Origin of the sequence: Tumebacillus algifaecis, from assembly GCF_002243515.1 — a bacterium.
GTDB classification, from domain to species: domain Bacteria; phylum Bacillota; class Bacilli; order Tumebacillales; family Tumebacillaceae; genus Tumebacillus_A; species Tumebacillus_A algifaecis.
The window spans coordinates 3,125,001-3,148,378 of sequence record NZ_CP022657.1; the positions used below are offsets into that span (position 1 = coordinate 3,125,001).

A 23,378-nucleotide genomic window follows, 5' to 3' on the forward strand; every position below is an offset into this window, starting at 1 on the left:
GGGAAGGTCTATCTCTAGACCGGTCAGCGGGATGTCAAGTCTTGGTAAGGTTCTTCGCGTTGCTTCGAATTAAACCACATGCTCCACTGCTTGTGCGGGCCCCCGTCAATTCCTTTGAGTTTCAGTCTTGCGACCGTACTCCCCAGGCGGAGTGCTTAATGCGTTAGCTTCGGCACTGAGGGTGGTACCCCCCAACACCTAGCACTCATCGTTTACGGCGTGGACTACCAGGGTATCTAATCCTGTTTGCTCCCCACGCTTTCGCGCCTCAGCGTCAGAAATCGGCCAGCAAGGCGCCTTCGCCACAGGTGTTCCTCCACATCTCTACGCATTTCACCGCTACACGTGGAATTCCCCTTGCCTCTCCGATCCTCAAGCCATCCCGTATCCAAGGCAGTCCCAAGGTTGAGCCTTGGGCTTTCACCCCGGACGCAGATGGCCGCCTGCGCGCGCTTTACGCCCAGTGATTCCGGACAACGCTTGCCCCCTACGTATTACCGCGGCTGCTGGCACGTAGTTAGCCGGGGCTTCCTCCTCTGTTACCGTCAGGGTGTGAGCATTCTCTTCTCACACTTGTTCTTCGCAGAAGACAGAATTTTACAACCCGAAGGCCTTCATCATTCACGCGGCGTTGCTCCATCAGGCTTGCGCCCATTGTGGAAGATTCCCTACTGCTGCCTCCCGTAGGAGTCTGGGCCGTGTCTCAGTCCCAGTGTGGCCGATCACCCTCTCAGGTCGGCTACGCATCGTCGCCTTGGTGAGCCGTTACCTCACCAACTAGCTAATGCGCCGCGGGCTCATCCGACAGTGAAGCGAAAGCTTCTTTCTCGATTCCTTCATGCGAAGGAATCGCTTATCCGGTATTAGCACTCGTTTCCAAGCGTTATCCCAGTCTGTCGGGCAGATTGCCCACGTGTTACTCACCCGTCCGCCGCTAACCTTTGGGAGCAAGCTCCCTCCAGTCCGCTCGACTTGCATGTATTAGGCACGCCGCCAGCGTTCGTCCTGAGCCAGGATCAAACTCTCAATAAAAGTTGAAAAAGTTTGCATCTTGACTCGCATCAGATCTCTGTAACACTCGTTTAGTTTTCAAGGATCAAGAACAGGATGTTCATTGTCCAACGTTGCGACAGGATGTCGCGTTCTTCGTTGGGCTACCACCGCGTGTCTCTCGCGGCGACGTCTATTAATTTACCACGCTGAGTACCAAACCGCAACTGGTAAGTTTTTCATACCGTTTTCCTCCCATCTCGACAACAGCGCCAAAGAGACATCTATAACCTCTCCACCATACCGATGTGCAATCGAAATCCCCCGCATTAATCATACATTCAGCCAATCCCCACAACAACAGATCGACACACAGAAATAGCTCCCACAGAATGAGAATAAAAATTCTTAACTAAAAAAGACTAGTCAGATGGATATTTTTGTGTCATATTTGAAATGTAAATTTACGTCGAAAAATGTAAAGGATGCTGATTCAATTGACGACTAAGAAAATTGTGAAATGCGCGATTCATCCTGCCATCGGGATTGCACGCGTCGGGAACAGCCCTGATCAATACTTTATCGGACCCGAAGTCCCCGGCGTTACTCCTTCCCCGTCTACCGGTTTCAAAGATGAACAAGGCCGCATCAAACGACAAGGTGCCAAATTTCGCATCTATGGACTCGACAGCGATGGCAATGTCGTGCGCGAACTGTCCATGAATGACACAGATGTCGATTCGATCTCTTGGACTGTGCATCTGGCCAACAAAAAAGCTGCGTGGTACAACTTCGATCTAGCGCTCGACATCCCCGTGGCATCCGACATCAAATCCAACCGCCGCAATAGCAAATACAGCGATAATGAGCGGTCCAAACTCATCATCGACCCAGGTCAACGCACGCTCAGCGCTCCCAATAAAACTGCTCGTTTTGACACCGGAACCTTCCTCGACACCCCCGTTGACCTTGGCGAGATCTTTACCGATTCAAGCGGCAATCTGGTCGTGCTCGGAGGCTTCGGTCATTCAAGTTCTCCAGACGGTAGCCAAGTCTACACGTTTGCCAACAACGACGGTTGGCACGATGACACCTCAGACGGTCCGATCTGCGCCAAAGTGACAATCAACGGGGAGTCGATCGAAGTTGATCCCGCTTGGGTCATCGTTGCCCCGCCAGATTTTGCACCAGGTATCGCCGGAATCGTCACCATGTACGACATCGCCTTGGAAGTCAGCCAGACCATGAACCCTGTGCCGATCCAAGTATCATTTACGAAACATATCCTGCCGATCTTCCAACGCTTCTCTCTCTCCCAATGGGTCAATGAAGGCTTCTATCAAGAGTTTGGCTACAATGCTCCTTGGGACTTCCTCAACAAAGATTTGCTTCGACACTTAGCCGATCCATCACCTGAGATGCGACCATTGCGCAACGAAATTTTTGAAAAGTTTCGTCAACCCAGCTATGAAAAAATGGAACGTGACGCGTGGCCTCCCATGTATGGAGATGGCATGGACATCCCGGCATATAACCCCCGCAACTGGCTGTCTATGACCTCACTGCAATACACTTGGCTGGAAAAATGGGCACAAGGGGACTTCACCGCCGATTACAACGAGGCAGCAACTTCCGTGCAAAAGCTTGAAGATCTGCCAGTATCAGATCGCCCGGATGCCCTGAACGAAGCGGCACTCGCTGCGGCACTTGGCGGTGCTTTTCACCCTGGTTGTGAAGCCACGTGGCCCATGCGCATCCTCTCCTTATATAGCGCACCATTTCGCATCAAACTTGGCTCGCCCTGCAGGAATGAAGATTGGGGTCCGGTGCTCACGCCGGAGATTGCGCTCGGTGAGGATGGCCCACTTAGCGGAGGCAGTCTGGCAGGTGATATCACGCGTTGGATGGCTGTGCCGTGGCAAACCGACACCGCGAGCTGCCGATCCGGCTATGAGCCGAAGATCAACAAATACCTGCCCACGTTCTGGCCGGCCCGCGTGCCCAACCATGTACTGAGTGAAGAGAACTACAACAGAGTCATGGACGTAAACTTGACGATGCCAGAGCGTCAGGATGCTTTCGATATACGAACCGATTGGCTCGAAGCATTCCCGTCCTCTAAGGAAAACCTCAACCGCTTTGTCGAAGATTGGTACAAAGTAGGTGTTATTGTGCGCCAGGACGGTCCGCCTGACACCACCCGATTCCCAAGTGCGATTCACGTGGAAATGGGGAACGAGATGAAAAAACAGTGAAGCAACATTTTCAAACGGTCATCCTTGGCGGCGGAACAGCAGGTTCCGCCGCCGCTTTCCTGCTCAGTCGTGCTGATGTCTCCACCCTCATGATTGAACGATCGGCACCGCGCGGATGGAAAATTGGCGAAGGGCTTCCCCCTTCCTCAACCGCTTTGTTGCAGCAGTTTGGCCTCCTTGACCACTTTTGCTCAGATGGGCATCTTCCTTCCCACGGGAATCGGTCCGCTTGGGGTTCCGCACAGTTTGCTGAACACAGCTTCATCTTTGAAGCGAACGGTCACGGATGGCACCTTGATCGTGAAAAATTGGACCGGATGCTTGCCGAGTCAGCAGTTCGCCAAGGTGCACAACGATTCGAGCACACAAGCCTCATCAATTTTTTTCAAACGAATGATGGTTGGGAATTGGAACTGTCCAACGGCACGACCATCCATGCAGAATGGGTGATCGATGCGACCGGACGAAACAGCCATTTCGCACATCGTCAGAATGTTCAACGCCAAGCCTATGATCATCTCGTTGCCATTACTGGCTTGTTCATCACAGACCACGACCAAGATCAGGACTCACTGACAACGATTGAAGCGTCCGAACATGGCTGGTGGTACACCGCCCTCCTACCAGAGCGCAGGCGAGTCGTCGCCTATTTGAGCGACGGCGATCTTCCGCTGACGAAGGAGGCGCGAAATCCTGACAGATGGCAACAAATGCTCTTTGAGAGCACACAAATCGGCAGTTTGATGATGAAACACAACTATCAGCTGCACATTCCCCCACGCATGGTGAATGCGAACAGTTCCTGCCTGCCCACTGCAGTTGGTGACCGATGGCTGGCGATTGGCGATGCAGCCGCCGCCTATGATCCGCTCTCCTCTCAAGGCATACTGATGGCGCTTGGCACAGCTCTCGAATCGACCGAAGCTTTGCTGGCACACCGTAAAGGCGACACCCGTGCGATACCTGCGTATGCCGACTTTGTCAATCAGATCTATCTGGAGTACTTAGGATCTCGTGACTATTTCTATTCGATGGAACAACGCTTTCCAAAGTCACCGTTCTGGCAAAGGCGAACCCACACAAAAAGGCGCAATCCATAATGGATCGCGCCTTTTCTTTGATCCGATCAAGTGGGCTAATAGATCCACAAAAAGAAGCCGAACTGAACAGATCATGAATGGATGAAACCAACTTTGCTATCACGTATACTTCCCCCAGATGCTTGATTCGGACAACTCTTCGAACTACGTATTTGCCTCCGAGACTTCAGCCTCAAATCCAATCCCAGCCCCGCGAGCTAGTCCCAGTCTTTTGATCCATTGCCAATCACGAAAATGAAAAAAGCTCCCGAATCGCCACTAGGACAAATTCGGGAGCTGATTCATTGTGAAGTTGGTGCGGTCAAGAGGACTTGAACCTCCACAGGGTTGCCCCCACAAGAACCTGAATCTTGCGCGTCTGCCAATTCCGCCATGACCGCATTGGTAACTGGTGCCGATGACAGGACTCAAACCTGCGACCTATCGATTACGAATCGATTGCTCTATCAACTGAGCTACATCGGCATGGGATACATCCGAAAATTGAACTTGATACTGTGCGATGACCGTTAAGCGTCATTTCGAAATCACCTTGGCTATTACGCACTTGGTCGTGAATTTCATGGTGATGATGACGACCGTATTGAGGTGACAGGAATAATAGTATCATGCTTTTTCGTGATCAAACAATCAGCATCTCGTTACCATGCAGAACAAATTTTTTGCTTTGTACCAATTACCTTTTTCGCACTCCTCCTATCTCCTTTTTTTGCAAACTTGCGCCATCTAGAAACGGCCAAGCGAACGACGACCAGCGGGGCGTACAGAGCCAACATCGTTCACAGGTCTCCGTAAGAGCGATTTTCGCATTCCCCGAGCCAACTCATTAGCAAAGACGCCGATCATATGAACCCTGATCATTGGCTGCTGTCGATTGGTTTTACAGCTGTCTGTTGGCAGGACAAGTATTAACGCATCATACACGGTTCCTTATCCATACAAACAGCCACTTCTGCGGCACTGACTGCAGAAGTGGCTGTTTGATGAGTTGTTTTAGTTGAGCAGTTTATAGTAGAGAATGGTGGGATGTAATTCCCCGTTCGCCGATCGCGCAAAATGAGGAATCCGTCCCGCTTGGATGTAATCAAGGGAGGTATACAGAAGATTAGAAGGATCTCCTTCTCTCGTATCGAGCACGATCAGCGTTCGTTCCTCCTGCTTTGCTCGTTCTTCCGCCTGTTGCATCAACTTGCGAGCGATCCCGTGACGTCGAAACTTGGGATGTGTCATCAATTTGGCGATCTCGGCTCGATGGTTACCGTTTGGCTTGGTCGAGAGGTGCAACTGAATCGTTCCAGCGATCTGATCGTCTTGAAAAGCGACAAACAGAATTACACTAGGTTCCAACACCGTTTCCCAATAACGACTTGCATCCGCAAGTTGCAACGGTGGGACGAAGCCGATCGAAGCACCCTCTGCCACAACTTGAATGAGCAGTTCCGAAAGTTCCTCCAGATGTTCCTGAATCGAGTGAATTTGTTCGATGCGAAATGCAACCACCTGATTCCCCCCGTTTCCATTTTATTTTTCCATCATAAAACATGGGGAAATATTTTTGAACAACAAAACACTTCTTTTGATGATACATGGTGGCTTTCATTTGATTGGGGCAGGTCAGCCCTCAAGGTCCCACCTGTTCTAGGGTGTGCTTGCCATTGAACTACGTGTTCCTGAGAAATGGTTCCTTCTACAAGTTGAAAGGCACCGATTGCGTGAGCACTTACAGTAGACGCGCCACCAAGGAGAAACAGTTTGAATTTGCTCAGCATTGCCGCACAATCTCTGACTAGGGCCACACTTTACTTGATGTGCAATTCGATGAGTTCTCCCTTGTACAGCATGGCGCATCTGGCCAGATCTGTGAAAGAGCGTACTTTCCTTGCACGCTACATGTTAGCTCTTTACATTTGATGACGAAACGGGAGCCGCTCCAGTCGGAGTCTGTTTGCGCATGGTGGCAGCCGCATCGGTAGGTCGAATGCGAAACGCGAAGAGCAGGCCTATCAGCAAGAACCCAGCGGCGCCGAACATGGCAACCCGATACGCAGTCAGATTGGGCTGTGCCACGTCGGACAGATCAACCGTGCTGGTGCCAACCAACGCGAGCAGTGTTGCCAATACGGCCAATCCCATCGCTGAGCCGAGTCGATTCTGCACCGTGAACAGCGTGGATGCTCGCCCCATCGACGCTCCGGGAATGTTGGAAAATGATGCGATCTGCACCGCTCCCACCGCCTGCCCCAAGAAGAAGCCTGCACCAAACATCATCGTGCGAATGATCCATGGGTTGCTTGCCGGACCCACCCAACTCAGGAGCACAAAGGTAGCAGCCGCGCAGGAAAGCGCGAGGATAATCTGCCGTCGCGGCCCCAGTCGTGGATAGATCAACGGTACGAGCTGTGAGGAAACCATCAGACCGAGTGCTTCTGGGAAGGTGATCATGCCAGCGTCCAAAGCGGAGGCATGTAATACATCCTGATACATCAGTGGAAACACATAGAGCATTCCGAGCAAGCCCGCCGCGATGAACAGCGAGATCAATCCTGTAGTTTGGAACAACCGTTCCCGAAGCAGGCGCAAATCCAGCATCGGCTGACTGACGCGCAATTCCACGAAAATCAGGGCGGTGATGAAAAGCAGTCCGAGTATACCTGCACCCAGTATCTCCGGCGAACTCCAACCTCGTACGGACCCTTGAATTAGCGCATACACGATCATCGCGAAACCAGGAGCAGAGAGCAAGAAGCCTGGTAGGTCCAGTTTTCCAACGGTCGGCTCCACATGCTCACGAAGAAAGAACCAACCAAACAGGAGCGCCAAGATTCCGACCGGGATGTTGACATAGAACCCCCAGCGCCACGAGAATTGATCGACGAGGAACCCACCCAAGATCGGGCCCAACGCAGGCGCTAAAGCGATCGGCAAGACCAGATATCGACTGAGCTTCACTCGCTCTTGCGGCGGGAATGTTCGAAAGAGCATCGCCATGCCAATCGGAGTGAGCAGGCCACCGGCCGCACCTTGCATGATTCGGAAACAAGTCAATGCACCCAGACTGTTTGCAAATCCGCAAAGTGCGGACGCCGCGGTGAACAAGCCGATGGCGAGCAAAAACATACGTTTGGTGCAAAACCGATCCCCCAACCACCCTGCGACAGGCAGAACTAACGCTAGACTGACCAAGTACCCCACGTTGATCGTACTGGATGCCGAGGTCGGTACTTCAAAGTCTGCGCTGATCGTCCGCAGTGCCACGTTGACGATCGTCCCGTCCATGGCGACCATAAACATCGCAACCACATAAAGAATCGGCACGATCCGTTTCGGGTTGAGCCAAAAGCTCATCGTTTTTCACCAGCAGCCGCGCCCTCCGACCGATTCAAGCTAGTCGGTCGCAAATCGCTCCAGTTCGAATTGATAAAATCAAGACACGCTTCCTTGCTCGCTTGCCCGTACACAACGTCCCAACCGTCCGGTATAAAAGCGAAGGCTGGCCAGAGTGAGTACTGGCCTTCTTCATTTTTCAATACCAAGTAGATCCCGTTTGTCATTTCAAATGGATTGATCATACACGATCTCCTTTTCGTTTGGTTGTGCGGTTGCTCCCTTCATCTCCCGCAGTTTGGCTGCGATGACCCGCCCTATTTCCACCAGCGGTTCCGGCTGGCAAAGGTCTTTGTGGCGACAGTGAATGTCGATCTGCTCGATGTTCCCGTCCAGATAAGGGTGCCACGTTTCTGGAGCGATCGGTGTGAACCAGTCAGGGATGATCGTCGATCGGAAGAACAGCAGATCCCCCTCATAACGGCGCGGAACATATTCGCCCAAGATCCGCACAGAGTTCACATAGGTTTCTTTTAAATTTAGAATCGTCTCCCCGTCCAAGCTGGCCAATGCGCTGCCGTCGCTTTGCAAGATTTCGATGGCGCTCGCGAGATCCAACGGTTTATCGCCCATGCTATCCGGGTCGTATCCACCGAGTGCAAGCAACGCGATCAAAGCTTCCTCTTCACTTGGCCCTTCATTAATCGGTAGGAAATGGCTCGGGTACGAATCGAGCATGACCAGAAGCGACACCTGCTCTCCTCGTTCTTGCAAGAGAACTGCCATCGCATGGACGACATTGCCGCCAAGCGACCAACCGAGCAGGTGATAGGGACCGTGCGGTTGCACGCTGCGGATCTGTTCGAGGTAATCTTCTGCCATCTCTTCCAACGTCTGCGGAAATCCGGTGCGCTTTGCGATGCCGCGCGCTTGCAACCCGTAGATCGGAGTGTCCGTCCCGAGATGCTTCATGAGACCTGCATAGCACCAGCTCAGTCCACCTGCCGGATGTACACAAAACAGTGGAGCGTTGTCTCCAAGCGTTCTGAGTGGTAACAGGACTTCCAGCGCGCTTTGGCTGGTTCCCATCTCTAAAAGTTCAGAGAGTGCCGCAACGGTCGGTGCCTCAAACAGGTTGCCAATTCCCAGCTCCAAACCTAAATCTTCGCGAATTCGACTGGTCAAGCGCACCGCCAGCAAGGAATGTCCGCCTAAGTCGAAGAATCCGTCATCGATGCTGACACGGGGCACAGCCAACACCTCTGCGAACAGATCACAGAGGATCTCTTCTTGAGGAGTGCGCGGACCACGACCTGACATCGACACCATGATCTCCGGAGCTGGCAACCCTTTTCGATCCAACTTGCCGTTCGGTGTCAACGGCAATTCGTCCATCGTCACAAAGGCTGATGGCACCATGTGATCCGGCAGGCTTGCTGAGACAAAGCGCCGGAGATCGATCGGTTCAGGGCTCGCTTGCGTCTGAGGCACAACATACGCCACCAGCCGCTGATCGCCCGGTTGGTCTTCACGAACGATCACCGCAACTTGCGCAATTTCAGCATGCCGGGCCAACGCTGCCTCGATCTCCCCCAATTCGATCCGAAAACCGCGAATCTTGATCTGGTGATCGGCGCGGCCTAAGTAATCCAAAGAGCCATCAGCAAGCCATCGGGCCAGATCCCCTGTGCGGTACATACGTGAACCGGGCACACCGTACGGGTCGGCGACGAAACGCTCCGCCGTCAAGCCTGGACGCCCCAGATACCCGCGCGCCAAACCCTCACCCGCCACATACATCTCTCCGATCACGCTTGGGGGCACAGGTTGCAAAGCCCCATCCAGCACATAGATCCGAAGATCTGGGATGCCTCGCCCGATCAAACTGTTCGCTATTTGCAAAACAATATCTCGATCAAGCGGATGATACGTGACATGCACAGTCGTCTCCGTGATCCCGTACATGTTGATCAGCATTGGCGAATCTTCAGGGTGTCGATCATACCAATCCTCGAGACGGCTCAGGTCAAGCGCTTCACCGCCAAAAATGACATAGCGCAACGCGAGCGCCTGCCCGGTTTCCTCATCTTCTCGCTCTGCCTGCATCAATTGATAGAAGGCGGACGGAGTCTGGTTGAGAACGGTCACTCCCTCTTTGGCCAGCAGGAGCAAGAACTCCCTCGGTGAACGACTGATCGTATGCGGTACAACGAGAAGTCTACCGCCATGCAGCAACGGACCCCAGATCTCCCAAACGGAAAAGTCGAACGCATAGGAGTGGAACATCGTCCAGACATCCTCCGCATGAAAATGGAACCAGTGCTCAGTCGAAGCGAACAAGCGAACCACATTTTGATGCGGGATGACAACACCTTTTGGTCTGCCTGTCGAACCGGATGTGTAGATGACATAGGCAGGGCTGAGTGGGGACAAGTTCGCGAGACGGTCCTTTGCACGTGGATTGGTTTTCGGATACGTATTCAAACGTTCCACGAAGTTCACATCATCGAGCACGATCTTTGGCGTTTCCTGTGCCGCGGGCAGATTTTCTAGCACTTGTGTGTTCGCGATCATGCAGATCGGCTGGGTATCGGCGAGCATGAATGCAATCCGCTCAGCTGGGTAATCGGGATCTAGCGGCAGATACGTACCGCCAGCTTTTAGCACAGCTAACAACCCTACGATCATGTCCAGCGAGCGCGGCAAGGCGAGCGCGACGATCCGCTCTGGCCCAACACCGCTTGCGATCAACAGATGCGCCAATCGATTCGCCCTTTCGTTCAGTTCTGCGTAACTCAGATCAACATCCTCGCAGGTCACAGCGATCGCGTCCAGACTGCGTGCCACCTGTTCCTCAAACAACTCCACGAGCGTAGCGTGCGGTCCTACAGTTGGAACTTCGTTCCACTCGTGCAGGATTTTGTGACGCTCATCGGGCGCGAGAATATCCAAATGCCCGATCGGTTGCTCAGGGTCGGTTGCAGCAGCCTCTAACAAGCGCAACAGGCGCGACGCGATCGCTTCTGCCGTCTCTCGTTTGAACAGGTCGGTACTGAACTCCAGCAAGCCCTCGATTCCATCTGGCGACCCGTCACCAGCGCGGCGCTCGCGAAGTTCAACTGTGAGATCGAATTTTGAAGCCCCCACGGTGTTCAGTTGCACACTCGTTTGCAATCCTGGCATGTCCAAAGTCGGGTCTGGCGTATTTTGGAACACAAACATGAGTTGGAACAGCGGGTGCCGAGATCGCGAACGAACGGGGTTCAGCACCTCGACGAGCCGCTCAAAAGGTACATCTTGATGTTCATAAGCTTCCAAATTAACGTGACGGACGCGATCGACCAGTTCGCGGAAGCTCGGATCACCCGACGTGTCGGTTCGCAACACCAACGTATTGATAAACAGTCCGACAAGATCATCGAGCGCATCATCGTTGCGTCCGGCGATCGGACTGCCGATCGGAATATCGGTCCCTGCTCCCAGTCGAGTGAGCAACGCAACCAATCCGGCTTGTAACACCATGAACAGGCTTGCACGGTTGGCACGAGCGAGCGAAAGGAGACGGCCATGCAACCCAGTGTCGATTTGGAAATCAATCGTCTCACCGCGATAACTCGGGCTCATCGGACGCGGGTAATCGGTATGCAGCTCCAATTGATCGGGTAGATTTTGAAGCGTTTGCGTCCAGTACGCAAGTTGCTTTGCGATCAAACTTTCCGCATCGTTGTCACTGCCCAGCAATCGATTTTGCCAGAGCGCATAGTCTGCATATTGGACAGGCAACGGCTTCCACGCCGGCGACTCTTCTTGGCAACGCGCAGCATATGCGACCGAGAGATCACGAGAAAGCGGGTGTAGCGACCAGCCGTCGCCGATGACATGATGCAACAAGATCAGGAGCACATGTTCATCCGGCCCGAGCACGAACAGTTGCGCGCGAATCGCCGATTCGTTTGCGAGATCGAAACTGTACCGTACCGCTTCTTGCAGCAATGCTGGGAGCTTCGCCTCGCTGGTCTCCACAACATGCAACTCCAACTCGGAATCAGCAGGATCGATCACCAACTGATAAGATGTACCCGCCGCATCTGGGAAGATCGTCCGCAGCGTCTCATGTCGAGCCACCACATCGACGAGAGCCGCTTGCAAGGCAACGCGATTCAGTTCGCCACGCAAGCGCGCCACGAGCGGAATGTTGTAGGTCGGGCTCGGTCCTTCCAAACAATGTAGAAACCACAACCTCTGCTGCGCAAAAGACAGCGGAATCTCATTCGGTCGCTCCATCGAACACACCGCTGGGCGGGCACTCTGCGCCTGATCGAGTCGTTTGACTAACCCTGCTACTGTCGGTGCCTCGAACAGGTGTCCGATGGAAAGTTCGACGCCGAACGCCTCGCGGATGCGAATCATCAGACGACCACCGAGTAGGGAATGACCGCCCAGTTCAAAGAACCCATCATCGATCCCCACTCGTGGCATCGAGAGCACTTCGGCAAACAGCTCACAAAGAATCTCTTCTTGTGGCGTCCGCGGACCCCTACCTGTCGCGATCAGACTGAAATCTGGCGCAGGTAACGCCTTGCGATCAATCTTGCCGTTCGGGGTAAGAGGTAACTCGCTTAGCTTCACAATCGCGGAAGGCACCATGTAATCGGGCAAGTATTGCGCGACTACATCGCGGAGTTTTGCAGGTTCGAACGCGTCGTCCGAGGGGGATACGACATACGCGACAAGGCGTTTGTCGCCAGGTTGGTCTTCGCGAACCAGCACGGTGACCTGCTCGACACCCGGCTGCTTGGCAAGCAAAGCCTCGATCTCACCAATCTCGATTCGAAATCCGCGAACTTTTACCTGATGGTCGGAGCGACCCACATATTCCAAGGAGCCGTCTTCCAGCCATTTGGCCAAATCCCCTGTACGGTACATCCGGCTGCCCGGTGAGCCGAACGGATCGGCTACAAAACGCTCCGCTGTCAAATCCGGCCGATTCAAATACCCTCGCGCAAGCCCTGCACCCGCCAGATAGAGATCTCCTACCACACCCCGCGGTACGGGCTGTAAACCAGAATCCAAGACGTATGCCTGTGTATTCCAGATCGGGTTACCGATCGGAGGTGTCCCTTCAACTCGGAACTCTAAGGAAGCAGCCGTAGACCAGATCGTAGTCTCCGTCGGCCCATAGAGATTGGTGATCTGACAGTTCAGTTCCTGCAAAGCAGAGGTGAGTGCGCTCGGAAGTGCCTCACCGCCGACAAGCACGCGCAAATCGCGGAGAAACTCGGGTCGGTTCGACACTAGCGCTTGCCACAGTGTTGGTGTTGCTTGCATGATCGTCGCACCCGATTCAACGATCCTCTCCGCGAGCGCAATCGGCTCCTGTACCACACGTTTCGGAGCGATGGCAACAGAAGCCCCGCTGATGAGCGGAAGGTACACTTCGAGACCCGATATATCAAACGCAACCGTGGTCACAGCCAAGAGGCGATCCTGTTCGTTCAGTTTGAAGCGATCCTGCATCGACAGGAGGAAGTTCGTCAAGTTAGCATAGGAAATGACGACCCCTTTAGGTTTTCCGGTGGAACCAGAGGTATAGATCACATAGGCAGGATGGAGCGACGACCGACGCTCGATCAGTTCATCATCGCGAAGTCCACAATCTGAGCAACGTTCCAATTTGTTGGCCAGATCAGGCTCATCGAGCACGACCTTTTTGACAGTCATGAGTTCAGACAAATTGGCAGCGGTCAGTTGGTTCGTGATCAAGCACAGCGGTTTGGCGTCTTCGAGCACATGCTTGATTCGCTCCCCCGGATAGTCTGGGTCGAGGGGCAGATATGCCGCACCGGCCTTGAGCACAGCCAACATCGCGACAACCAGCTCCGCCACCCTTGGCAACGCTAGTGCTACGATCTGTTCTGGGCCAACCCCTTGCTCGATTAGCAGACGGGCCAGTCGGTTCGCACGCGCATCGAGCTCCGCGTAACTCAAGGAAACATCGTCACCAAGCACAGCGATCGCCTGCGGACGACTTGCCGCCTGTACTTCGAACAACTCCACCACACTGGCCTGCGGTTCAGGATGAACTGTTGCATTCCACTCCACGACGATCTGTTGACGCTCTTCTGGCAAAAGCAGTTCGAAACTGGCGATCGGCAAGTTCAGATCGACCGAGGAAACCGTTTCGAGGAACTGTAAAAATCGTCGTTGATGTGCCACCAGTTCCTCTGCGCTGTAGTTCGCCGGATTCGCGTCCACATCGATCCGCAGGCCGCTCCCATCCGATCGGTCATACACATTGATCGACATGTCATCGACCGGACCCGCCGATAGATTGTGCGTGATCCCGCGATGACCGGCAAAGTTCAAGCTGTAATCGAAGGGCATGATGTTGACCTGAGGGCCGAACAAGCGCCGATTGCCACTGAGCAGTTTCAGCTCGCGCCGCAATTCTTCCTGTCGAAACCCTTGGTGGCGACGCACTTGACGAATCTCAGAGGCGACCTGTGTTGCAAGTTCAGCCAAGCTCATGTCAGGGCGAACCGCCAAACGCAACGGCAACAAATTCATCACCATGCCCGGAATTTTCAAAGCCACCGAGCCCAGACGACACATCATCGGCAGTCCGAGCACCACATCTTGCGCCCCGGTCAGTCGATGAACGTAAGCGGCCGTCGTAGCCAACACGAGATCTGACCAGTTTACCATCATCTTCGTCGCCGCCGCTTTCAAGCGAGAGGCGCTGGCAGGTGGTAGCGATGCAGTCCGTCTGTGAAAGCTGTGCGATGTTTTCGGCGCGCGATCCGCCAGACTGACAACTTCAGGCTCGTCAGCAAAACGCTCCAACCAAAAGCTCCGATCTTTCTCACACTGCTCGGATGTACGATACTGCATGTCAGCTTCCAAGATGGAACGATAGGAAGCAAAAGCTCCCTTGTCGTACGATTCGCCCTGTACGAGCGCCGTATAGAGCCGGGCCACCCGCTGTGCCAAAAGTGCGACACCAAAGCCATCGATCGCGATGTGATGGATTCGTTGATACCAAAGAAAATGATCCTCCGCCACTTTGAACAAAGCTTGTGAAAAAAGTGGCCCCTGCCTGAGATCCACCGTCTTCGCTAGATCGGCCTTCATCCAAGATAGTGCTGCTTCGATCGGTTCCGATTCCGTACTGACATCCACTCGAGATAATGTCCAGTCGGTCTGTGGAGCGATGATCTGCCAAGGCCCTTCATGATCCTCACCGAACTGCAGATGCAATGTCTCCGCTTCTGTCACTACCTGTCGCAAGGCCGCCTCGAAAAGTTCCGGATCGACAGAACCCTGAATCTCTATGTATTCGCCCGTGTTAAAACTCGGATTTTCAACGTCAAGTTTTTGCGCAAACCAAATCCCTGACTGAGCACCTGTCAGTGACCACTGAACGTTCTGACGGTTCTGCAAAGTTTTCTACCTCCTTTGAACAAGCAATAGGTTTGCAGTCTGGCACCACAAGTCACGCTTTTGCCCCTAGTAGTTCGTACCACTTGGCAAGCGTCGGTTGTTCTGCCAGTTCCACAAAAGAGACCTCCACCCCACTGCGTCGCCACCGTTCCACCAAACTCATGATTCGAATCGAATCGAGACCTCTGCTGTTGATTAAGTCTTCATCCTCCCCGAGATCTGCCGAGGAGGTCTGCAACAACTCGGCGACCTGTTCACGCACAAGCGCAGGCGTCAAAAGCTGGTCGTTCTTCCCGGTTGCGGATGGAGCACCAGACTCGAGCAGATTGGATTGGTTCAACGACTCCATCAGATCTTCGGTCAACATCGTGACCCCACAGCGTTCCGCCACGTAGGTCAAAGCCATTTTGTGATGATCGAGCGAGAAATCGGCCACCGCATCGGCCACATAAAACGCTTCTACTTCCTGCATAAATGCATCGCAGGCGGTGAGCAGACATCCGATATGGGCATACACCCCGCAGATGATCATTTGGTCACGACCCTGTTCATGCAAAATCTCCCTGAGATTCGTTTTTTGGAAACCGCTGTATCGCCATTTGGTCAGTTGAAGGTCATTCTCACTCGGGGCCAGATCGGCTACGATCTGTTTTTGATCCGGTACATCCTTGAGGCCCGGTCCCCAAAAATCGAGTTGCAGACCGCGTTGTTCCGTCGTTTGACCACCCGGTTGTGCCGTATAGATGACCGGAATGCCAAGCGCAACACAATGGCTTTTCAAAGCTTGAATATTGGCGATCAGGTCCACGATCGGCGACTCTCCGGCCGTGAACGCGTTAATAAAATATTGCTGCATATCATGGATGAGCAGAACTGCTCGCTTCGGATCGGGCGTCCACGTCACCTTGTTGCGAGGTAAATCGGATGCCGTTGGCATTTTGTATGGCAAAATGGTAGGAAGAGCCATTTCATTCCCTCTTTTCGTTCATTTTTATAATCATTGTGCTATTTTCTGGCACGTGAAATCGTCTGCAGGTTTTGAATGATGGCCTCACGCAACGCTTTTTTGTTCACTTTTCCAACCCCTGTTTGCGGAAACGAGTCGATAAACTCCATCCGATCTGGGATCTTGTAGGAAGCAAGCCCACGCTCTTGTAGAAACGTTTTGAGCGCAGCTGGTGTCGGAGCTTCCTCTCGTGGAATTACAAAGGCGCAAGTTCGTTCGCCTAAAAATTCGTCGGGCATCGAGACGACTGCCACATCATGGACAGCCGGATGCGCGAGTAAGTGATTCTCCACTTCCTCTGCCGCCACTTTGTCACCACCGCGGTTGATTTGGTCCTTGACCCGCCCTTCGACGACCAAGTAGCCTTGCTCCGTCACTTTCACCACATCACCCGTGCGGTAAAAGCCGTCAGGGGTGAACGCCTGTGCGTTGTGCGCGTCCGCTTTGTAGTATCCACGGATGGTATACGGCCCCCGAGTCAACAACTGTCCCTCCTGACCTGGTGTTACATCGCGGTCCAACTCATCGACAACGCGAATCTCATCTTGCGCAGAGATCGGTCTGCCCTGCGTATTCACAATGATCTCTTCCGGATCGTCCAATCGGGTGTAGTTGACCAAGCCTTCCGCCATTCCAAACACCTGCTGCAAGGTACATCCCAGCTCAATGCGAACCCGTCGGGCCGCCTCCGCACTGAATTTTGCACCACCGACCTGTAACACTTGCAGGCTGGACAAATCGTAACGATGCGATGCGGCCGCCTCGAGCCAGATCAGTGCAAGTGGTGGCACCAACGCGGTGATCGTCACGCGTTCTTTTTCGATCACCGGAAATGCATCATCTGGGCTGGGACGTGGAACTAACACGACCCGTCCTCCAGCAAATAACGTCCCGAGCGTACCCGGCGAACTCAGCGGGAAGTTGTGGGCGACCGGCAGGGCGGCAAGATACACGCTGTTCTCATCCAAACGGCAAATCCCCACACTCCCTTCGATACTGTACATGTAATCGTCGTGCGTTCGCGGGATCAATTTGGGCAAACCTGTACTACCACCTGACAGTTGCAGGAACGCGACCTCACTGGCATTCACTTCAAACGGCTGTTCGTTCGGTTCTATGTGCAGGTCTTCTAGCGCCACAAACTCCTCTGCTGCGCCGACCACGATCACATGTTGCAAGGTCGATACCTTGCTTTGCACGTTTCTCGCCAATTGTCGATAATCAAATCCGGAATGGACATCGGGAATCACATACGCTACAGCTTCCGTAAACTCGGCAAAATAGGTGATTTCACTGCTGCGATGCAGAGGAAGGGCAAAAACGGGCAAGGCCCCCAAGCGAAACAGCGCGAAACAAACCTCGAAAAATTCCGCGATGTTCGGCAGTTGCACGATGACGCGGTCCATCTTTTTGATCCCTGCCTTGTGGAAGCCAGCCGCCAGACGATCTGCTCGCCGATCAAGCTCCGCATAGCTCCACTGCGTATCTCCATCGGTGATCGCGATGCGATCCTTATATCGGGCAGCTCGCTCCCGCAACATCTCGCCCAATGTGACTCCGCTCCAAAAACCGGCCGCACGGTAGCGTTTTGCAAATTCCTCTGGCCACGTGGGACAATTTGCTAACATATCGATTCCTCCGTTTCTCATGAGGTGGTTTCGTTGTTCAGACCCATCGCGTGCAACATCGTGCGAAACTTGGCCGATGTTTCCGCAAGTTCTGCCTCTGGGCTCGATCCAAGGACAACACCTGCCCCCGCATACAAACGCATTGAGCGATCTTCTACCTCCGCACAACGGATTGTCACCACCCAATCCCCATCTCCCTGCGAGTTGCACCATCCGATCATCCCGGTGTAAAACTCGCGATCGAAAGGCTCAATTTCTCCAATGGCCGTTCTGGCCAAATCGGTTGGAGTCCCGCAAACAGCAGGAGTCGGATGCATGGCGAGCGCTACTTCCAGCGACGAGGTAGACGGATCGGACAGTTCTCCTGTGATCGTGGTGGATAAATGCCACATGGTCTCGGTGTGCACCAACGACGGTGACTCCGGAACTTCTAACGTTCGGCAAAAGGGTCGCAGAGCAGCAGCTACCGCATCGATGACCACCGCATGCTCATGCAGGTCCTTCGCGGACGCGAGCAGTGCCTGCGCACGTTTTTGATCCTCGATCGGATCTTTGCTACGGGGTGTAGAGCCCGCTAATGGATTGGCAGTTACTGTCATCCCGGTTCGCGATACGAGCAGTTCTGGACTCGCCCCGATCAGCGTTCGCTTCGAATAGCGGGAATCAGACTCCTCATCGCCAGGCAGATCAACAGCAAACGTATAGCCGTGCTTATTTTTCCGAGCCAAATTTTTCAGCAGTTGGTGGATATCGACAGGGGTTGTGGAGGTCATTTGCAGAGTTCTGGACAGGACAATCTTGCAAAGCTCACCCGATTCCAGCCGGGCCAAACCCGATTCGACCCCTCGCATAAACTGCTCTGGCGTAGGAACAGGCTCTATCTCATACGTCGTCGAAGCTGGGGGATTCTCCGCAGCGTTCGCGTCGAAGTGGAGCGGGCCTGCGATTTGAACGGATGTCGGCACAACCAACTGAGCAGGTCTGCGGTGATCGAACGGCACAGCACCAACAATGATCGAAACATCTTCCTCAGACTGCTTGGCATGCTTCAACAACTCATCAACGTGCTCGGCCAACTTACCCGACTCGCCTTTGGGCAATGAGAGCAAAGTTCCTCGCGCCAGCAAAGTGCGAAGCGGGGAAGAGAAGAAAAAGGACGATCCGGCCTGATAGTCTTCCAAAAGTTGTGTAGCCTTTTCCGCAGTCGAAACAGTAAATGTAGTCATTTTTCCAACCTCTCTCCGTGATTTTTAATTGCCCAGCGTGGCCCCACCGTCAACTCGCAAGTCATGCATCGTGATGTGACTTGCTCGGTCGGAGGCCAAAAAGAGCACAGCGTCGGCTATGTCAGAAGGTGAGGCCAATTTCTGAAGCGGGATGCCCAGTTTGTACGACGCTAGCGAGCCGACAATGACAGCATCCGCACCATTTGCATCCGTCCACATCGAGCGTTGCATCTCAGTATCCGTTGAACCGGGCGACACCACGTTACAGCGAATGTGATGTTGAGCGTTCTCCAGGCCAAGGCATTTTGTGAACATGGTCACCGCCGCTTTGGAGGATGCATAAGCGGCCATGTGCATGCGCGGCACGCTGGCCGCATTCGACCCGACCGTTACGATCGAACCGGACTGACGCGGCACCATGCGTCGAATGACAGAGCGCGACACATAAAAAACCCCCGAAACATTGACCGCAAATGTCTCCTCCCAATCTTCATCGCGAAGCATGTCAATCGGTCCCATTCGCAGCAAACCCGCGACGTTGACCAAGATTTCAATCGGACCGAGGTCACGTTCGATCTGCTCAACAACCGCTTCTACCGCAACTTTGTCGCTGACATCTAACGGGAAAGCTGCTGCACGTTTTCCCTCAAGATTTAGTTCCGCCATGATTTGATCGAGTCCAGCAGAGTTTTTATCCACTGCAACAACGAATTCTCCCGCCTCAACAAAAGCCCGTGCCACCGCCGCACCAATCCCTTGTGCCGCACCTGTTACCAGAACAACTCGGCCTTTATGATCTCGATTCTTCATGTCCTCATTTCCTTTCGCGAGATAAGCGGCTTTTTGCAATCGGCGTGTTGCTCGACAGATCCTTACCGGTTCATTAAGCCCGCTTCAACTGCAAACTGATCTCAACTGGTCTCAACTGGTCTCAACTGGTCTCAACTGGTCTCAACTGGTCTCAACTGGTCTCAACTGGTCTCAACTGGTCTCATCTGGTCTCATCTGGTCTCATCTGGTCTCATCTGGTCTCATCTGGTCTCATCTGGTCTCATCTGGTCTCATCTGGTCTCATCTGGTCTCATCTGGTCTCATCTGGTCTCAACTGCTCTCATCTGGTCTCATCTGGTCTCATCTGGTCTCAACTGGTCTCAACTGGTCTCAACTGGTCTCAACTGGTCTCAACTGGTCTCAACTGGTCTCAACTGGTCTCAACTGGTCTCAACTGGTCTCAACTGGTCTCAACTGGTCTCAACTGGTCTCAACTGGTCTCAACTGGTCTCAACTGGTCTCAACTGGTCTCAACTGGTCTCTACTGGTCTCATCTGGTCTCATCTGGTCTCTACTGGTCTCAACTGGTCTCAACTGGTCTCAAGTTCATCTCGAACTCTTCTTTCAAACTTCTCTCTAAGTAAGCAACTCCTCAAAAGGGGTGATTGTGTAACCTCGTAAAGGCGAGGGGAATTACGGTTTCTCAGTCGGTAAATGCGTGTGTAGCTCACCGAGCGATTCGTTTTGCTTGCGTATGGAGTGCTTGTGCGATTGCATCGAACGTCGATCCTTTTGCCAAATCGTCACCTCGCATCTGTCGCTTCCCTTGCACCTGAGCCTGAAGACCAGCTGTTCAATGCCTTGGTGTGCCACGTTAGCAGTTGCCCTCCTAACTAAAAAAACTTCAATTGATATTGATTCTCATTACCAATTATAAAATATGCCCCTTGCTTCGAACATGGACAATCCCCAGAATTACAGATGGACAATCGGCGTATCTGAACAAAAAAAGACCCATTCCAACGAAGGAGTGCGTCTTAAAAAAAGCTGTAGTCCACTGTAGTGTTTTGCGACAGTCAGCGGGGAGTCTGCATGTATGCTCTCTCCCGCTTTCCTCTCAACGCTTTGCAAATCCCTATCGAATAACCTTGAGAAACGGCGAACGTGTCGTTCTCGAAAAAAGGATCGCGCGCTCTGCAGTCGAATTGAGACACCAACGAGAGATTGGAGTGGTAGCAATGAAAGTGATCAATAAAATTCGTGCGATGAATCTCGCGTTTCTATTCAACGGTGACGATGTCTTAATGATCCACCGCGGTGCCCACAAAAAGATCTGGCCTAACAAATGGTCAGGTGTCGGCGGGAATGTCGAGACCCACGAATATCAGAATCTAGCAGAATCTGTGCTACGAGAAATACGGGAAGAAACAGGCATCACTCCCGAGCAAGTTATCGACCTGTCACAGCGCTATCTCATCTTCCGACAATGGGATGACGAACTTCGACAACTCTACGTGTATTTCGGAAGAACAACGACTCGTGAGATCATTCAGACGGACGAAGGCGTGCTAAAGTGGATCTCACGAAACGAATGGCTCGATTTGGACTTAATTCCGACGAACCGTGTCATGATTGAGCATTACCTTCAACATGAGCAGGAGCGCACCGTTTTCATGAGCGTACACACAGACGATGACAGTTCGCCCAACTGGATTCGCATGAATAATTGAAAAGACCCGATCCAGTCAGGATCGGGTCTTTCATTTTCTAGTAAGTTCTCCGTTCTCCAAAGGACCGAACAGTCTAAACACCATGCCGCCACGATCACTGCGGTGGTGCTTCGAACTTGGCACCGTTCTTTTGTCTATGGACAACAAAAAAGACTCAGTTCTACGAACTGAGTCCTCATCTTTGCCTAGCGGCGTCTTACTCTCCCAGGACCCTGCGGTCCAAGTACCATCAGCTCTGTGGAGCTTAACTTCTGTGTTCGAGATGGGAACAGGTGTGACCTCCACGACATTACCACTAGACGATAGTGCTTAATAAAATGGTGGGCCCAAGAAGATTCGAACTTCCGACCTCACGATTATCAGTCGTGCGCTCTAGCCAACTGAGCTATGGGCCCTTAAAAATGGAGCGGAAGACGGGATTCGAACCCGCGACCCTCGCCTTGGCAAGGCGATGCTCTACCCCTGAGCCACTTCCGCATACAGGATGTATGCGTCCCGCGTTGCGACAGGACGTCGCGTTCTTAGCGGGGCTACCTCTGCCCCATGTTGCAACAGGACGTTGCGATCTTAGTGAGGCACCTTTGTCCAACGTTGCTTTTGTTGGACAAGTCATGAGAACTGGTGGAGATAAGCGGATTCGAACCGCTGACCCCCTGCTTGCAAGGCAGGTGCTCTACCAACTGAGCTATACCCCCGTAAAAATGGCGTGCCCAGAGAGATTCGAACTCCCGGCCTTTTGATTCGTAGTCAAACGCTCTATCCAGCTGAGCTATGGGCACATTTATGAGATTGTAATAGTGGTGAGCCATGAAGGACTCGAACCTTCGACCCACTGATTAAAAGTCAGTTGCTCTACCAACTGAGCTAATGGCTCACATACAGGATGTCCAACATCGCGCCAGGAGATCGCATAGTAAGTTGGGCAAATTTAAATGGCGGAGCTGACGGGATTCGAACCCGCGGTCTCCCGCGTGACAGGCGGGCATGTTAGGCCACTACACCACAGCTCCATGTGGTTGCGGGGACAGGACTTGAACCTGCGACCTTCGGGTTATGAGCCCGACGAGCTGCCAACTGCTCCACCCCGCGATATGATGTTTGGAAATGTCCACCTTGCGACAAGACGTCGCGAACAAAAGCCGACCTTCCTGTTTTAAAAATGGTGGAGGTTGACGGGATCGAACCGCCGACCCTCTGCTTGTAAGGCAGATGCTCTCCCAGCTGAGCTAAACCTCCACGTACAGGACGTACCGTGTCCAACGTTGCGACAGGACATCGCGCCCTTAGTTGGGCAACCTCTAAAGAAAATGGTGACTCGTACGGGATTCGAACCCGTGAATGCCGCCTTGAAAGGGCGGTGAGTTAAGCCGCTTCTCCAACGAGCCATGGCTGGGGAGGAAGGGATCGAACCTTCGCATGACGGAGTCAAAGTCCGTTGCCTTACCGCTTGGCGACTCCCCAATGTGTGGTAGCGGCGGAGGGACTTGAACCCCCGACCCACCGGGTATGAACCGATTGCTCTAGCCAACTGAGCTACACCGCCACATGGCGGAGAGAGGGGGATTCGAACCCCCGAGACGTTTTAGGCGCCTACACGATTTCCAATCGTGCTCCTTCGACCAAACTCGGACATCTCTCCAGAAGAAATATTGAAATGGTGGGCCCAAGAAGATTCGAACTTCCGACCTCACGATTATCAGTCGTGCGCTCTAGCCAACTGAGCTATGGGCCCTTAAAAATGGAGCGGAAGACGGGATTCGAACCCGCGACCCTCGCCTTGGCAAGGCGATGCTCTACCCCTGAGCCACTTCCGCATACAGGATGTATGCGTCCCACGTTGCGACAGGACGTCGCGTTCTTAGCGGGGCTACCTCTGTCCCGCGCTGCAACAGGACTATTTTTGAAAAA

11 protein-coding genes, 16 tRNA genes and 2 rRNA genes (1 of these 29 only partly in view) are annotated in these 23,378 nt (G+C 53.3%); 3 read left to right on the forward strand and 26 right to left on the reverse strand.

The window, feature by feature from the left end:
- Positions 1-1,032, reverse strand: a 16S ribosomal RNA gene (locus CIG75_RS13260); it reaches 513 nt to the left of the window's first position.
- Positions 1,033-1,487: 455 nt separating this feature from the next.
- Here CIG75_RS13260 and CIG75_RS13265 point away from each other — a divergent pair.
- Positions 1,488-3,245: a LodA/GoxA family CTQ-dependent oxidase gene (locus CIG75_RS13265; protein ID WP_094237087.1), complete on the forward strand. Its 1,758-nt coding sequence runs from the start codon at positions 1,488-1,490 to the stop codon at positions 3,243-3,245.
- A complete protein-coding gene (locus CIG75_RS13270; RefSeq protein ID WP_157729550.1) occupies positions 3,242-4,345 on the forward strand; it encodes an NAD(P)/FAD-dependent oxidoreductase in 1,104 nt (367 codons plus the stop codon). Before CIG75_RS13265 ends, CIG75_RS13270 begins: the two co-directional genes overlap by 4 nt.
- A gap of 293 nt (positions 4,346-4,638) precedes the next feature.
- On the opposite strand, the gene CIG75_RS13275 is transcribed toward CIG75_RS13270, so the two are convergent.
- The 10 genes from CIG75_RS13275 to CIG75_RS13320 all read right to left on the reverse strand — a co-directional run bounded on the left by CIG75_RS13275 (position 4,639) and on the right by CIG75_RS13320 (position 19,779).
- Positions 4,639-4,725, reverse strand: a tRNA-Leu gene (locus tag CIG75_RS13275).
- Positions 4,726-4,734: 9 nt separating this feature from the next.
- Positions 4,735-4,810, reverse strand: a tRNA-Thr gene (locus CIG75_RS13280).
- 528 nt (positions 4,811-5,338) lie between these two features.
- Positions 5,339-5,845 (reverse strand): GNAT family N-acetyltransferase, encoded by a 507-nt coding sequence (locus tag CIG75_RS13285; RefSeq protein ID WP_094237089.1) that lies wholly within the window; start codon positions 5,843-5,845, stop codon positions 5,339-5,341.
- 393 nt (positions 5,846-6,238) lie between these two features.
- The gene (locus CIG75_RS13290) at positions 6,239-7,690 is read right to left on the reverse strand and encodes a DHA2 family efflux MFS transporter permease subunit (protein ID WP_094237090.1); all 1,452 of its coding nucleotides are present in this window, start codon (positions 7,688-7,690) and stop codon (positions 6,239-6,241) included.
- Positions 7,687-7,914, reverse strand: a complete 228-nt coding sequence (locus tag CIG75_RS13295; protein WP_094237091.1) for an MbtH family protein — start codon at positions 7,912-7,914, stop codon at positions 7,687-7,689. The genes CIG75_RS13290 and CIG75_RS13295 overlap by 4 nt, the downstream gene beginning before the upstream one ends.
- Positions 7,898-15,109 carry an amino acid adenylation domain-containing protein gene (locus CIG75_RS13300; protein ID WP_094237092.1) on the reverse strand — a complete coding sequence of 2,404 codons (7,212 nt, stop codon included), beginning with the start codon at positions 15,107-15,109 and terminating at the stop codon, positions 7,898-7,900. Before CIG75_RS13300 ends, CIG75_RS13295 begins: the two co-directional genes overlap by 17 nt.
- Positions 15,110-15,161: 52 nt before the next feature.
- Complete coding sequence (locus tag CIG75_RS13305) at positions 15,162-16,076, reverse strand: isochorismatase family protein (RefSeq protein WP_094237093.1); 915 nt, start codon at positions 16,074-16,076, stop codon at positions 15,162-15,164.
- A 38-nt stretch (positions 16,077-16,114) separates the two neighbouring features.
- Complete coding sequence (locus CIG75_RS13310; RefSeq protein WP_094237094.1) at positions 16,115-17,743, reverse strand: (2,3-dihydroxybenzoyl)adenylate synthase; 1,629 nt, start codon at positions 17,741-17,743, stop codon at positions 16,115-16,117.
- Between the two features lie 17 nt (positions 17,744-17,760).
- Entirely contained in the window at positions 17,761-18,969 is a 1,209-nt protein-coding gene (dhbC, locus tag CIG75_RS13315) for an isochorismate synthase DhbC (RefSeq protein WP_094237095.1), read from the reverse strand.
- Positions 18,970-18,993: 24 nt separating this feature from the next.
- Entirely contained in the window at positions 18,994-19,779 is a 786-nt protein-coding gene (locus CIG75_RS13320) for a 2,3-dihydro-2,3-dihydroxybenzoate dehydrogenase (protein WP_094237096.1), read from the reverse strand.
- Between the two features lie 1,199 nt (positions 19,780-20,978).
- On the opposite strand from CIG75_RS13320, the gene CIG75_RS13330 reads away from it, so the two are divergent.
- Positions 20,979-21,470, forward strand: coding sequence for an NUDIX domain-containing protein (locus CIG75_RS13330; protein WP_094237098.1), 492 nt, complete (start codon positions 20,979-20,981; stop codon positions 21,468-21,470).
- Positions 21,471-21,653: 183 nt separating this feature from the next.
- Here CIG75_RS13330 and rrf read toward each other — a convergent pair.
- The 15 genes from rrf to CIG75_RS13405 form a co-directional block, all read right to left on the reverse strand.
- Positions 21,654-21,770 (reverse strand): 5S ribosomal RNA (gene rrf / locus CIG75_RS13335).
- Positions 21,771-21,788: 18 nt separating this feature from the next.
- A tRNA-Ile gene (locus CIG75_RS13340) sits at positions 21,789-21,865 on the reverse strand.
- Positions 21,866-21,872: 7 nt separating this feature from the next.
- Positions 21,873-21,947 (reverse strand) — tRNA-Gly (locus CIG75_RS13345).
- Between the two features lie 142 nt (positions 21,948-22,089).
- Positions 22,090-22,165: transfer RNA gene (locus CIG75_RS13350), tRNA-Ala, on the reverse strand.
- A 7-nt stretch (positions 22,166-22,172) separates the two neighbouring features.
- Positions 22,173-22,249, reverse strand: a tRNA-Arg gene (locus CIG75_RS13355).
- 19 nt (positions 22,250-22,268) lie between these two features.
- Positions 22,269-22,344 (reverse strand) — tRNA-Lys (locus CIG75_RS13360).
- A gap of 59 nt (positions 22,345-22,403) precedes the next feature.
- A tRNA-Asp gene (locus tag CIG75_RS13365) sits at positions 22,404-22,480 on the reverse strand.
- A 3-nt stretch (positions 22,481-22,483) separates the two neighbouring features.
- Positions 22,484-22,559: transfer RNA gene (locus CIG75_RS13370), tRNA-Met, on the reverse strand.
- A gap of 71 nt (positions 22,560-22,630) precedes the next feature.
- A tRNA-Val gene (locus CIG75_RS13375) sits at positions 22,631-22,706 on the reverse strand.
- Positions 22,707-22,778: 72 nt separating this feature from the next.
- Positions 22,779-22,855, reverse strand: a tRNA-Glu gene (locus CIG75_RS13380).
- Between the two features lies 1 nt (position 22,856).
- Positions 22,857-22,931: transfer RNA gene (locus CIG75_RS13385), tRNA-Gln, on the reverse strand.
- 5 nt (positions 22,932-22,936) lie between these two features.
- Positions 22,937-23,013: transfer RNA gene (locus CIG75_RS13390), tRNA-Met, on the reverse strand.
- 3 nt (positions 23,014-23,016) lie between these two features.
- Positions 23,017-23,109, reverse strand: a tRNA-Ser gene (locus CIG75_RS13395).
- Between the two features lie 16 nt (positions 23,110-23,125).
- A tRNA-Ile gene (locus CIG75_RS13400) sits at positions 23,126-23,202 on the reverse strand.
- A 7-nt stretch (positions 23,203-23,209) separates the two neighbouring features.
- A tRNA-Gly gene (locus CIG75_RS13405) sits at positions 23,210-23,284 on the reverse strand.
- Positions 23,285-23,378 lie beyond the last annotated feature (94 nt).

What these genes read in the sequence shown, in the direction of transcription:
- CIG75_RS13290 (WP_094237090.1), bottom strand. Translation starts at nt 7,690, where the DNA reads ATGAGCTTTTGGCTCAACCCGAAACGGATCGTGCCGATTCTTTATGTG.
- CIG75_RS13295 (WP_094237091.1), bottom strand. Translation starts at nt 7,914, where the DNA reads ATGATCAATCCATTTGAAATGACAAACGGGATCTACTTGGTATTGAAA.
- CIG75_RS13305 (WP_094237093.1), bottom strand. Translation starts at nt 16,076, where the DNA reads ATGGCTCTTCCTACCATTTTGCCATACAAAATGCCAACGGCATCCGAT.
- CIG75_RS13310 (WP_094237094.1), bottom strand. Translation starts at nt 17,743, where the DNA reads ATGTTAGCAAATTGTCCCACGTGGCCAGAGGAATTTGCAAAACGCTAC.
- dhbC (WP_094237095.1), bottom strand. Translation starts at nt 18,969, where the DNA reads ATGACTACATTTACTGTTTCGACTGCGGAAAAGGCTACACAACTTTTG.
- CIG75_RS13320 (WP_094237096.1), bottom strand. Translation starts at nt 19,779, where the DNA reads ATGAAGAATCGAGATCATAAAGGCCGAGTTGTTCTGGTAACAGGTGCG.
- CIG75_RS13330 (WP_094237098.1), top strand. Translation starts at nt 20,979, where the DNA reads ATGAAAGTGATCAATAAAATTCGTGCGATGAATCTCGCGTTTCTATTC.